This is a genomic window from Arthrobacter sp. 92 (genome assembly GCF_050260325.1).
Classification (GTDB): Bacteria; Actinomycetota; Actinomycetes; order Actinomycetales; family Micrococcaceae; genus Arthrobacter.
On sequence record NZ_CP189863.1, the window covers coordinates 1891621 to 1904653 of the forward strand.

The 13033-nt window shown below is 58.4% G+C and carries 12 protein-coding genes and 1 pseudogene; 9 read left to right on the forward strand and 4 right to left on the reverse strand.

The features are described from left to right. Positions 1–58 precede the first annotated feature (58 nt). The 3 genes from ACP4XC_RS08705 to ACP4XC_RS08715 form a co-directional block, all read right to left on the reverse strand. Positions 59–538 (reverse strand): hypothetical protein, encoded by a 480-nt coding sequence (locus ACP4XC_RS08705; RefSeq protein WP_427174511.1) that lies wholly within the window; start codon positions 536–538, stop codon positions 59–61. Positions 539–709: 171 nt separating this feature from the next. Further along, entirely contained in the window at positions 710–880 is a 171-nt protein-coding gene (locus ACP4XC_RS08710; RefSeq protein ID WP_427174512.1) for a hypothetical protein, read from the reverse strand. Positions 881–1075: 195 nt separating this feature from the next. Beyond that, entirely contained in the window at positions 1076–1945 is an 870-nt protein-coding gene (locus ACP4XC_RS08715; protein ID WP_427174514.1) for a hypothetical protein, read from the reverse strand. Positions 1946–3498: 1553 nt separating this feature from the next. Between ACP4XC_RS08715 and ACP4XC_RS08720 the strand changes: the two genes are divergently transcribed. From ACP4XC_RS08720 to ACP4XC_RS08760, 9 genes are all read left to right on the forward strand, one after another. Further along, positions 3499–3930: a GrpB family protein gene (locus ACP4XC_RS08720; protein WP_427174516.1), complete on the forward strand. Its 432-nt coding sequence runs from the start codon at positions 3499–3501 to the stop codon at positions 3928–3930. A gap of 19 nt (positions 3931–3949) precedes the next feature. Then, the gene (locus ACP4XC_RS08725) at positions 3950–4207 is read left to right on the forward strand and encodes a hypothetical protein (protein WP_427174517.1); all 258 of its coding nucleotides are present in this window, start codon (positions 3950–3952) and stop codon (positions 4205–4207) included. 382 nt (positions 4208–4589) lie between these two features. Next, positions 4590–4883 (forward strand): hypothetical protein, encoded by a 294-nt coding sequence (locus ACP4XC_RS08730; protein WP_427174519.1) that lies wholly within the window; start codon positions 4590–4592, stop codon positions 4881–4883. 827 nt (positions 4884–5710) lie between these two features. Next, positions 5711–6385, forward strand: coding sequence for a cytidylate kinase family protein (locus tag ACP4XC_RS08735; protein WP_427174520.1), 675 nt, complete (start codon positions 5711–5713; stop codon positions 6383–6385). Position 6386: 1 nt separating this feature from the next. Then, the gene (locus ACP4XC_RS08740; RefSeq protein WP_427174521.1) at positions 6387–7697 is read left to right on the forward strand and encodes a hypothetical protein; all 1311 of its coding nucleotides are present in this window, start codon (positions 6387–6389) and stop codon (positions 7695–7697) included. Between the two features lie 103 nt (positions 7698–7800). Continuing rightward, positions 7801–8370 carry an endonuclease V gene (locus ACP4XC_RS08745; protein ID WP_427174522.1) on the forward strand — a complete coding sequence of 190 codons (570 nt, stop codon included), beginning with the start codon at positions 7801–7803 and terminating at the stop codon, positions 8368–8370. Positions 8371–8376: 6 nt separating this feature from the next. After that, the gene (gene rdgB, locus ACP4XC_RS08750) at positions 8377–8946 is read left to right on the forward strand and encodes an RdgB/HAM1 family non-canonical purine NTP pyrophosphatase (RefSeq protein ID WP_427174523.1); all 570 of its coding nucleotides are present in this window, start codon (positions 8377–8379) and stop codon (positions 8944–8946) included. 7 nt (positions 8947–8953) lie between these two features. Next, a complete protein-coding gene (locus ACP4XC_RS08755; protein ID WP_427174524.1) occupies positions 8954–10069 on the forward strand; it encodes a DUF2130 domain-containing protein in 1116 nt (371 codons plus the stop codon). A gap of 235 nt (positions 10070–10304) precedes the next feature. Then, a complete protein-coding gene (locus tag ACP4XC_RS08760) occupies positions 10305–11627 on the forward strand; it encodes an ISL3 family transposase (RefSeq protein ID WP_427173022.1) in 1323 nt (440 codons plus the stop codon). A 1208-nt stretch (positions 11628–12835) separates the two neighbouring features. Here the strand turns inward: ACP4XC_RS08760 and ACP4XC_RS08765 are convergent. Further along, positions 12836–12988, reverse strand: a pseudogene (locus ACP4XC_RS08765) (IS481 family transposase); the annotation flags it as partial. Between the last annotated feature and the right edge of the window lie 45 nt (positions 12989–13033).

Sequence of the window (13033 nt, forward strand, 5' to 3'; positions counted from 1 at the left end):
TTGAACCGAAAGGGTCATGCCATTTTCGACTCCTTCGCATCGTCAGCACTAATATCAGCTAACAGACCAAGAAGAATGCACTACTCAGCCGAGTGACCGCTGCATCCCCCACTCCCTCATCTGTGAGGAGCGAGCAGGTCGTCATGATGACCAGCATCGAAATGTCCCGATGCCCGCTTAGGTCTTGATCGAGAACACTGGGTAAACCCTGTCCGAGTATCTCGTTGTCGATGGCAGGGGCATATTCTCCCGCAAGAGGACCTGTGGGATGCGCAAGGTAGGAATCCTCCCGCCACATCGCGAACACTGGGCCGTTTTTCACGGCGGTCGCGTGCGCTGCTGGCGCGAACTTGCGCGCTTGGTTCTTGACGTCCCCGTTGGCGTCTGCGAGAACGAAGGCGTTCATCTCCGTCGGGTCGAACTCCATATCCCAGCCCATGTCACGTAGGTGCTTATGGGTGCCAAGTCTGGTCTCACGAGCGACTTTGAGAATCTCATCCACGGCGCTGGGACGCACCTCCTTTGGGAGGTCAAGCATCCACTGGAGCCGGATGGCTAGCTCTGCGAAAAGCCTCCTGTTCGGCGCACAAGCCGAAGATGTGCCGCTGATGGCAAGTTGCCCGACGACTTGGCTCTGCGCAAATGCTGCTCGGCACCACCCAACGATGAACTGGGTCGGGACTGCCCCCGGTTTTGTTGACTGCTTGACCTAGCGAGCTGGTGGTCCTGGAAGGATTTTGACCATACCCCGGCTTATGGGGCGGAGTTCGGCCAGGATGTTATTGATGCGGCCCGGAAGGGCGTCCCGGTTCAAGAAGGAGAACGCATTATGGCCATCATCGCTGAAGAATTCGAGTTCGTCGTCGGAGTCGACGCCCATGCCCACACCATACATTTACCGCGGTTCATGCCTCAACGGGTGCCCTGATCGACACCGCCACATTCCCGGCAACGCACTCTGGAACGGGCCGCGCGATCACTTGGCGGTTGGTGGGAAATTCAGTTCGTGTCGTTGAAGACAAAGGGGCGTGGCCCTGCTGGCATGAGTGGGATCTCCTCGTCTGGAGGGTCACTGCTACTTCTTGCTTTCCGTGGAGAGGATCTTCTTCACGCTCTTGTCCAGGAAGGTGGTCACCGCGAGCTGTCCAAAGCCGAACATGAGCGCCAGGAGCAGGACGGCAGCCAGAGACGTGTAGGTGCCGACCAGGAGCTTGGTGCCGATGATGAGGCAGCCGATGAGGGCGGTTGCCATCCCTAGGGCAACCTTCGCGAGCATCAGTGGCGGGCGCGGGTCGTGCCATCTCGTGTCAGTGAAACCAGCGCCCACCAGGTAGAGGCCCACGAAGCCGCTCATGAGACCGCCAAGCGCCCCGAAAATGTAAACGAGCCCCAGCAGAGGAAGGCCGTCGACCGGTGTCTCGGTGGGCGCTGGCAGGATCACGAGCGACGGCACGTTGGCTTGGACGAGGAACAGGATCGCGAGAATTGCCATGACGAGTACCGACGAGACCACTAGGCCCCGCGCATTGTTCCGCTCTGAGGAGTGCTTCGACGAGTCGGCTTCGTGCGCCTCACGGATGAGTTGCCGCGCCAGCTCGAGCTTCCTCGCGTTGTCGGCGGCTGTATCGAACTCGCGCTGCCATGCAGTTAGCCTCTCGTTAAGACTTCGGTCCGCATGCCTTTTGGCGCGCTCGACCAGGTGGTCAAGATCCGTCTCAAGCTCATCGAGCTTCTGCTCGGCGTCCTGGAGCAGGACCCATGTCTTGGACGCTCTCGGGGTGATACCGCTGAAGGGATTGTGGCTGTCCCGCGCCTTCTTGGCATCCGTCAACAGCAGGTCAAAAGGCTGCAGATCCTGGTCCGTTCGGCCAGCCTTGACGAAGCCCGCCCTCTCCGCCGTGAGCTCGCTGATTCGGGCGTCCACGTCTTCCGCCCATGAGGACACTGCATCTCCGATCGCTCGCTTCCTGTCTCCATTCCACCCCGCTGGCCGCTTCATGGGCAGAGGCATTGGACCCAGGCCGCTGCCGTTGAACGACCCGCTTTACTGACAGGGCCGGAGTGAGTGGCCCGATCTGGACGCGGCCATCCAGTTTGCCCCGGTCCACGGCGATGAACGCATGGCCCGGTTCCAGTTCGGGAGGGCTACGTGCACAAATGGCCTCGCGGCCAGCAAGCCTCTTAGCGCACGCTGACCAAATGGTAGGTGCAATACTCGCAGCGCCTGTCCTTGACTGGACTCAAACTTTGAGGACCTATGGGAGCTCCAGCGTTCTTCCAGAAATGGCTCTCAGTGTAGGGCTGCGTATGCTGGGTAGCAAAGTAGACCGGTGGGTTATTGAGCTAGTGCATCCCATCGACCACTCGAGCCTAAATGGGTGGCCCGTGTCGGCGACCTCGCGACTCCAGCCCTCATCCTCCGTGGCGCTGAGGACCGCCCGACCCCCAATTGAAGCCTCGGAGCAATTCGCGAAAATCCCAGCCGACCTCGTTCAGCTCGTTACCCCCGAACTATGCCAGACATTCGCTGGAGTGGAACGGTGACAGCGATAAGTGGGAGGCGTCAATGGCTGAGTTCCTGGAGTCGCTACCAGGAGATCGAAGCTGGGGTCGGACGGGACTCGATTCTGGGAGTTTCGCGTCGAGCTGGTCGACAGGGAGCCTGCCGTTTGGCGTCTGTTTGAACTCCCAAGTTCGGTGGATCTCAATTAGCCACCCCAGGTACTGCAGTCAGCCTTCGACTGGGAGGACGCCCACCTGCACAGGTTCACAACGGATGATCCTTTCGCGTTGCTGCGGCAGGTCGACGGTGCTTATCCGGAGGCACGCTATTGCCTTTCCCAGCAAAAGTGCGAAGAGCCAGGCGACAGGCCGTGCCGGGTTCAGGCAAAGCGTCCTGTGAATACGACTTTGGTGACGGTTGGCTAACGGCTCGAGGTCGTTTCCCGTCCGGGCCTGGAAGGGGCGCAACGAAGGGTGGAAGGAAGAGCTCCATTTGCAGGCGCTCCACCGTGTCGCAAATTGCCGATGTTAGAGATTCCGTCATCTGTAGTGGCTTCACTTTAGAATGGGGCGTTCATCACCCTCTAAATCTCACGAAGCAGAGCGACGCGACCACAAGGTTTGTGCACACTTTAAAGCAAAAAACCCCTCTGACGAGGGGTTATGCTGTGCCCGAGGTGGGACTCGAACTACATTCCAGCCCTTGCAAACACTCGGAATCCACGAAAACATGCGGAATCCGGAGCAGTTCGAAGGCAGTAACACCCGATCCGCGGCGCAGAGTGTGGACATTGTCCGCACTCTAGTCCCTGGCTGGTGGGTCTTCCGCGTGCTGTGATTGCGATTATGCGGTTCCTCGTTTCGGTTTCGCCGTTGTAGGCAGTGGTGACCTACACCTATTCATGGACCGGGGGAGCGGGAACTACATGACTGTGACGATTGCGCCATAGGGCGTGGGCACCGGGAGGTTGTTCCCTAGGAACGTCTGCGCACGCCGTGCGGCGCTGCTGTTCTGGCAAAGAGGGCTTGCCCGACAGGAGTAACAGAGAGGTCGTCGTCCACCTTGTCCATTTCCGCGGACGTCAATGGCACCGACGCATCAAGTTTCGCGACATCTTGCAGAGAGACACCAGAGCACGCTATCTAAGCGTCAAGCGCGAAGCCGCCGCCAGCACCAAAGACTTGGGTGCTTACACCTCACAGAAAGCCGGCGTGGTGGCTGCCATTCTCAAAGCGCCTGAGAACCCGGCTAGCCCCGGACGGCGCCCGGTAGGGGATCCCCTTACGAACGCTGGGGCGCCCGTTCGCCCACTGGCATACGGGCAGCGCGATGCGGGGAAGGAAACGTCTTTGGCGCTAGGCTGGAAAAACAACGACGAGCGCGCTCGTACAGCGGTTGGTCCCCGGCTCCCGAGTCTTCGATGCTGAAAAGGTCGGTGAGGTGCTCATGGACATTAAGCCCGGGCTTCCGGCGACGGATAACTTCCAGCACTGGGACCCGTGGCGGACGCTCGTCGTCGAAACCGCCAGGCGCGTGCTCGAGTACACCGGCGGCACACTCGTGATGCCGATGACTGTCCTTGTGCAGAGCTACTGGCGGGAGATCAGCGACGGGTTGAGCGCTCACGGCATACCGATCCAGCATTTGTACTCTACGCCGACCAGGCCACGCTCCGCGACCGTATACAGAACGATAAGGACCTAGGCCCTTCGACGTTCCGCTTCGCGTACCTGGAACCGTACGCAGAAGCAGCCCATGCCTGGCTCCACAATGAAGCCGATGTCATCGATACCACGCGCATCACGGCGGGCCAAGCCGCGCAGCGGATCGCGGATTCAGTCCTTAGCCGCCAACGGCACACAACATCCGACATCGTGCCCGCCGAGTGTCAGCGTCCGGACACCCATCTGTCGAGACCTTGCCTTTAACTGTGACAGAGGAGGAAATACTCAGCGGAGGCAACGCCAGCGGCGTCGATGTGCGTGTGGGGTCAACAGTCCGCCTATGCGATCCCGTCCCGCCACACCTCCAGCTCTTCCCCTCAGCGACGGAGTCGTGTCCCTACGACTGCGTCGAGAATCTGACTTTGAGAAGATCTTCGCCGGCCGAAGATGTGCAACTACTGCGCTGGCTGTCCGACCGCCCCATTGATGATGACACGCCTGCCGGTGCTGTTCTCCGAGCTGCTGAGCAGTGGCAATCAAGCAGAGGCACTCCCTTTGTTGTTGCCGGCGCTCAATCAGCTAATGCCATCGGCCTGATCAATCTCAAGTTCATCGATGACAAGGTGGCCATATCGCGTACAGCATTTTCGCGGCCGCGCGCGGCCAGGGCGCCACGCCGCGAGCCGTTCAGCTCGCTGTCGCTTGGGGCTCCATGAGCTAAGCGTCGAAAGAATCATCCTTGAAGCCGATAGACGCAATACCGCATCAATCCGTGTAGCTCAAAAGGCCGGCTTCCAGTGGACACATGACCGCCAGGAGCCTACCCAAGACACGAAACCATCAATCGTGGCAGGGTGGTGCGGCGAATGGCCACAAAGTTTCTTTCCTGCGTCGTCTTCGTTCCTCGTAACCCTGTGGTCCGTTCTTCGTGTCTTCCCTTTTTGTTCATTGTGGTGCGGGTGGGGTGTACGGTGCTTGTTCCAGGTGATTATGGACCCTTTCTTTCACTCTGCCTGCCGTTGTCCGTATGCCGCCTCCGGTCCGGCCACACGGAGTCGCGACGTACCGTTCGAGGATTCTTTTCATCATTCCGGTGCCCTGATTTTCAAGAGCCCTTCCCCTGCGCTCGTGTTGGCTGGGTATGTGCCCGTCACTCGTCGGCTGCCGGCTCTCTGGAGTGTCCCGGCCGCATGGTCCGTGACCTCGTCTGCGCACCGATGGACCTGTGCCAGGTTCTCATCAGCCAGTGGAATGTGGGCAGTCACAGGTATGGCCACGGACTTCCGGCTGTCGTAGGTGTTTTTCGCCTGTGCCGTCAGGCTGATGCGGAATGGCGAGAGCACGATGCCTCGATGTCGTGGATCGGCCGTCGGGGATCAAAGCCTATGGATTGGCCCGAAGCGTGGAATGCAGAGCAGTCGAGCAGTTGGTCTCCACAGAGGCGCCCGGAGTGACCAGGACCGTTCTCCCAGAGCTGCCGGTGGTGAAACAAATTGCGCGATACTTGACCCTTAGTGGCTGAGGTCATAGCCTCCTCATTAGCATGGGGCTCTGCCCCTCTAGGGCGGAGGTGCCTTTGAGAATAAATGTAGCCTTTGCCGGGCTGACTGCCGCTGGCAAGACGACTCATGCGCGCATACTTGCCGAATCTTTGGGCTATCGTTACGTCTCAGCCACGGAGCTGTTGCTCAAGATTTTGAATATCGATCACAATCCTGACAGGGTCTGGTTCGAGCGATCTGACGAAGTAGCAGCGGCCCGGCAGGGCGATTGGGCCGACCAAGAGCTCGAGACTCAACTCGTTAGACTTGCAAAGACCGAATCGGGCATCGTATTCGACACTTGGGCGTTGGCATGGATCGCCGAGGAGCCGATGGTTCGTATCTGGATAGAGTTCGACTTGGATTCCCGTGCTCGGAAATGCTACGTATCTCAGTGCGACCCTGTCCTATCCATAGAGCAGTGTAAGACACTCGCAGACGCCAAAGATGAGAGTACGCGACAAAGCTTCCTGAGACGTCACGGTTACGATCTTCGGCAAGACCGACATAAGTACGACCGCGTTATCACAAATTCCCACTTGATCCCCAAAGCAACTCACATGGCAGCTGCGGAGGGTATTCGCGTGTTTTCGCCGACGCTCCTCAAAGCTGTTCTTGGGGCTGGCCGCCAGAAAGGTCATCCCATTGACCCTGTCAGAGAAAATAGGGAGAAATGAGATGAACGCACAGGTGGAAGATGAAGAATTCGAAAGCGCACTCTATCGTATCTACGAGGATCGAAAACCGCTTTATTCCAGCGCCCTCTCGAGAGTGAAAGAGTCGCTCGAAGCCATTCTTCACGACAGGGGGAGACACACCGTAGCGGAGCAGAGGCGGATGCGGGTTGAATTCGGCAGGGTCAAGGAAGCCAATCGTCTGCTCGTTAAGGCGGCTCTGCCAAAATATACACAGCGGATAGTTTCGCCGGAATCCGTCTTTAATGTTATCACGGATATCGCTGGCATTCGCATTACCTGCAATACATATGAAGATGTTCGGCGCATTGAATCGGCAATTCTCGAATCAAATACACTTCGTCTTTTTGGGGCTGTGGAGGCTTCAAAAGTTCACGAGGATTACTTGCTGGACCCAAAACCTTCCGGGTATAGAGCAGTTCACCTACTCGTTGAAGTTGATGTTCCACTTGGGGCAAACTTCATCGCGATACCTTGCGAAGTGCAAATTAGGACCCTCCTTCAGCACGCTTGGGGAGAGCTTACCCATGAAGACACGTTCAAGCCCGAGATCGCTGTGCCTCCTCTCGTTTCATCATTGAGTAAGCGCCTTGCAACGGCGCTAGCCGTTCTCGATGAGATCGCGCAAGATCTTCGAGACGAGTTGAATAAAATTGAGAAAGGGACGGCTAATAAGGTTGCGCCAGAAGAATCCGCTGATGAGAACGTTCAGGGAGTAGTTGTAACTACTCAGGATGTCCGGACGCTCTATGAAGCCGTATTTGGAAGAGTTCTCAGTGCGCCAAATCAAAATATTCGTGAGACGGCTGCATCTTTAAGCGCAAGTAATCTGGATTCCAGTGAGCATGTCCAGGCAATCTTTGAGAGGGTCTACGCTGCGACCAAAGACCCCTCAAAATCGCAGGGGGTTCTTGTAAGTGATGCAAAGATGCTGCAGATTATTCTGGATGTTGTATCCGAATCAGTTGACGCCGAAACTGTTGTACTACGAGAACATCAGAATGAGACCCGGCGTTTGGGCGATATGAATGCATTTGCAGACTTGTATCGTCCTGGCACACTGCATATGGCGACGGTCATGAGGGTGGCTCCGCGGTTCGCAGTTTGCCAGCTAACTTCGGGCGCCCAGGCGGTCGTTTCTGCTCGTCATCTTGAAAGGGGCAATCGTCGAATCTCTCTGGAGGATTTCTTGGCACCGGGAGAAACAGTGCGAATTAGAGTAATAACCGTATCGCCTGAGCGCCGGCGTATCGAGGCTGCGACGGTATACGAGGAGCCCAATGCGGCCGATTGAAGCAAGCTGGCCGTCGTCCCCCGTGGAGGCCCTTCGCGATCAGAAGCTGCGACACGCGCAGCTGCGGCTTGGTCGTCTCGAGTTGAACGGGGTGCGTGACTGCATGGCGATAGGGGTCTCGTATTCCGAACGAAGGGGGTTGGCTGTTGCTGTAGGTGTGCCTATGCTTCACGGAGGGTCGCCTCTCGAACGGGGGTCCCAGTACGTAGCGGAATCCCCTTCTGAATTCCCGTATGTTTCAGGACTGTTTGTATACCGGGAGGGCCCAGCGGTTCACGCACTACTCAATAGTTTGCCGCCAGTGCTTGAGCTCCTGGTGATATTTGGGCAGGGTATCGCTCACCCGCGTGGATTTGGTATGGCCTCACACATAGGTGTGCTGGCCGATGTTCCGACGATCGGTGTAACTAGGAAACGGCTCTGGGGAAAAGGACCAGAGCCCGCCCCCGACACCACTGAGCCCGTACTTTTACGAGACAACCGATCGAATCTCGTTGGAGTGGCCATGCGTCTATCAAAGGGGGGAGAAGTCATACATGCTTCGCCGGGCCATCGGACAGACATAGAGAGCGTTTTGGAATTCCTTAGTTCCATCAGTGCTCTTAGAGCTGGATTGCCTGAAAGCCTTGCGTTGGCGCAGGAGGCCGCCAACAGAAGAGCTTTCACTAAGTAACGTCATATGCCAAATTTGGAGGAATATATGAATGGGCCACTAGTTCTGATTACCGGAAATGCGGGAAAGGCCGCTGAGTTTTCCAGGCTCCTTGGGGTTCAAGTCCTCGCCAAGAAGATTAACTTGCCTGAGGTGCAAGGAATTGATGTGCGCGAAGTGGCTCATGTTAAAGCGCAGGCAGCTTTTAACCAGATCGGCGGTCCTGTGTTCGTGGACGACTCAGGAATCGAATTCTCTGCTTGGGGTGGATTGCCGGGCGCGCTCACTTCCTGGTTTATGGACTCGGTTGGCAATGAGGGGCTGCTGCGAATGCTTCAAGGCTTCGATGACCGAACGGCGAAGGTCGTAACGGCCTTGGGTTACTGCGACGAGCAAGGTGTGCGGGTTGTTTCAGGTGAAGTGGTTGGTCTGGTATCCGAGTCAGCGCGCGGCGACTCGGGTTTCGGGTACGATCCCATTTTCATGCCTCACGGGTCCCACAAGACGTTTGCAGAAATGACGCTCCCGGAGAAGGATGCAGTCTCAATGCGCGCAATTGCCGCATCGAAGCTATCCGAAATTTTGAATATCGTATAACTCATTCATGACACATGGTTCAACGCCGTCGAGTTCATCCAGTCGGTGTGAGAAGCAGTCATCACTGGAGCTTGCCGAAGCGAAGCTCGTCAATGAACTCCAGAAGGCCGCCTCGACAAAGGACTCCACGATCCAAGACCTCAAGGCGAAGCTCGACGCTATTGAGATCGCGCAGAGGCTTGAGATCACCGAGGCTGTCAGCACCGTCGAAAAGGAGCGGGACGAACTCAAGAGCGGTCTCAAACGCGCGGAGCTCGAGAAGCAGCTCGTCGAGAAGTCCTTGAAAGACAAGTACGAAACCCAAATCAAGGACCGCGAGGAACAGATTGAGCGGCTGCGAGATCTGAAGGCGAAGCTGTCGACCAAGATGGTCGGTGAAACCCTTGAACAACACTGCGAGATCGAGTTCAACCGCATCCGTGCCACAGCCTTCCCGCGCGCCTACTTCGAGAAGGACAACGATGCCCGGACTGGTAGCAAGGGCGACTACATATTCCGCGACTCCGACGACGCTGGTACTGAGATTGTCTCGGTCATGTTCGAGATGAAGAACGAGAACGACGGCACCGCGACCAAGCACAAGAATGAAGACTTTTTGAAAGAGCTCGACAAAGACCGAACTGAGAAGGGATGCGAGTACGCCGTGCTGGTCTCTCTGCTCGAGCCCGACAGCGAGCTCTACAACACCGGGATCGTCGATGTCTCTCACCGCTACCCGAAGATGTATGTCATCCGGCCGCAGTTCTTCATCCAGTTGATTGCGCTGCTGCGGAACGCAGCCATGAACTCACTCAAGTACAAGGCTGAGCTCGCGCTGGTAAAGGCGCAGAACATCGACATCACGAACTTCGAGCAGCACATTGATGAGTTCAAGGACGCATTCGGCCGCAACTGGCGACTCGCTTCCGAGGGATTCGAGGAGGCGATCAAGCGCATCGACGAAGCAATCAAAGACTTGGAAAAGACGAAGGCGGCGCTGCACAAGTCGGCCAACAACCTGCGGCTTGCGAACAACAAGGCAGAAGACCTCACCATTAGGAAGCTCACACGAGGCAACGCAACAATGGCCGCCAGGTTTGCCGCGCTAGAGCAAGCTCAGGCAGAAGAGTGGGAAGTCAACTGATGATGCGATTTTCCGGTTGCAAGCAGCAATGGGGCTACGGTCGGCTACGACAAAGCGACCCACACGCTTGAAGTTGAACTAAAGGGGCCCTTCGCAGATGAGCGTGGTTAGGGCTGTCTGGCGCCGAGGGCGGGAGCGTGTCCTGATGCCGCTGCGGCGTGGTGCGGGAGGAGAGAGGTCAGGGCCTCTTTGAATTGGTAGCGACCAAGCTTCCAAATAAAAAAGAGACCCTGATATGCCTAATGCTACTTCCTGCCCGGGCGGTCGCTGGTGCGAGCGGGCAGACGCGCTTCTTGGTGTCCACGGCATCCACGTCTGCTCTGTCACGGCGGCCGGGACCGGCCTGGTTCTGCACGTTGAGACAGAGGAAACTGTTAGCGGTTGTCCGGACTGCGGTGTCGTCGCGGTCGGGCACGGCCGCCGGCAGGTCCGGCTCCATGACACCCCGTGTTTCGGGCGGCCGGTGCGGCTGCTGTGGGCCAAGCGTGTCTGGCGCTGCCCGGACCCTGACTGTCCCAGAACCACCTTCACCGAAGAGCATGAGTTGGCCGGGCCCCGGGCGAAACTGACTGCCAGGGCCGTGGCGTGGGCGACCGACGGCCTGCAGCGTTTCGACACCTCGGTCTCCGCCCTGGCCCATCAGCTCGGCGTCTCCTGGCATACGGCCTGGGACGCCATCAAGGCAGAGGCCGCCCGACGAATCGCAGCGGCCGGCCGTCTGACTGGGGTGAACGCGCTAGGCGTGGATGAGCATGTCTGGTCCCATACGGGCCCGCCGGGTTCCGGGATGGTCACCGGGATCGTGGACCACACCCGCGACGCGAAGGGCGTGGTTCACGCCCGGTTGCTGGACCTTGTTCCGGGCCGGTCGGGGAAGGCCTACGCGGACTGGCTCAAAGCCCGCGGCGAGGAATTCACTGCCGGCATCAAGACCGCCGCTTTGGATCCGTTCCGCGGCTACGCGAACGCTATCCGCGACGAGCTGCCCGAAGCGATCACCGTGTTGGACGCGTTCCATGTCGTGAAACTGGGATCGGCCATGGTCGATGAAGTCCGCCGCAGGGTCCAGCAGGACACCCTCGGGCACCGCGGCCGCAAGGGCGACCCGCTCTACGGGATCCGCCGGACCCTGCAGATCGGCGCCGAACACCTCACGGACAAGCAATCCGCCAGGCTCGATGCGAAACTCACCCTCGGGGACCCGGACCACGAAGTCACCCTGGCCTGGCAGTGCTACCAGAAGCTCCGGAACATCTACCACGCCAGGCCGGAACGGGGCAGGGAACTCGTCAACGAGGTGATCTCCTCGTTCCCGTCCTGCCCGATCCCGGAGGTCTCACGACTGGGCCGGACGCTCAAACAATGGAAGGCAGCAATCATGGCCTACTTCGACACCTTCGGCGCGTCCAACGGCCCTACCGAAGCGATCAATGGCGTCATCGAAACCACCCGCAGAATCGCCCGCGGCTTCCGTAACTTCACCAACTACAGACTCAGATGCCTGCTCGCCGCAGGCGGTCACCGCCCCTACCGGATCAAACAGACCAACCATGCCTAAATGCGAAGAGCCACTAAAGGATGGGACTGCCCCGGCCTTCGTTGACGCAAGGAGGGAGGCAATCCTGGGGCAGTCCCCTCCTTCGGCTAATCCCACCGGTGTCTTGAAACCTATGCGTCTCGAAAGCCTAGGGTTTCGAGGCACCTATGTGGGTCTCGTAGTAGTTATGCCTGCTGAGGCTAGGGGGAGTTTGTGAATGACTGATCCGTCGCCGTGAAAGATGAGAACTCCCCTTTGCCGTCAATCCAGACCCACGAGTATGAGGCAACTTCGCCGACGTCGTGTACGGTGCAATGTTCGGGTGCACATCCGGCTCGTTTGACGCTGACTCTGTAGCCAGGGGTTTGAACGGATCCAGTTGTGATAGCTGACAAGGCGGGTTTGGGGCCTGGGGTCGCGACGTTACTTGGCTGTGTGTCTGCTTCATGGTGTTCTTTCAGGGTGCAGTTGGCGTTCCTGCTGCTGGCCCAGCGAAGTCGGGCCTTCGCCCGTTTGGCCGTCTAGCAGGCTCGGCAGCGAGCGCCGAAGTGGGAAAAGAGAGGGTGTGCACAATGTGCACACCCTAGCGTTCGGATTGAGTCTTACTGGTGCCGGACCGGGCCGGATTGCGGAGGCTTTCGGGGGAGTGGCGGAAACTCAAGGGCCGGAACCCGGTTCGAGTCCCACCTCGGGCACAGTGTTTCCCTTGGTCAGGGGCTTGTGGGCCTCTGAGTGTGCACAAGTCGAGGTGTGAAGGTCCCTTCCGGGGCCTTTTTCATTTCTTGGCGGGGTGCGTTCGTGCCTTTCTGACTCGACCTGACTCGAAGATGCGTGCTCCGTTACCTGTTCATGGACCTCAGAGGCCTGGACAACATGATCTGACAAAAGTCTGCGGTGATTCCTTTTCCGCGTCGTTGGTCCTTCACTGCCTTCCTCCTAACCGGTTCGTGGTGTCTTTCTGCTTCTTCATCGTTACCTCTGGCGTCTACGGCATGACGCTGTGCAAATTGGGTCTTCCGAGGTGCGGTAGCTGCAGTCATCGACTGAACCCGGCATCTTGTCCATTATTCACCGACTGTCGGAGACGGTCGAAAACTGAGCCATAGTGAAGGCTTGGCGTCCATTGGTCGTTTCAACGCGGGAGTTCCCGCGTTTTCCTTCGTGACTTATCGCACGGGTGACCCGGTGGCGGCCATGAACGCTGCGGCGTTGGATAGGAAGCGGGCTCAGGTGGGGCCTTTCTCGTCCGGCAGGACCTCGACGTAGGCACAGCGGGAGTGGTCATCGACGGCGACATGGACGTTGTCGAGACCGAGGCCGTGGCCTTTCACGGTTTCGCTGCGGCCGTGGACCCGCCAGCCGCCTCCCTGGGGGATATTCCCGGAGTTGCTTCACGTACCGCAGCAGCAAACAACGCCTGGCTCCAA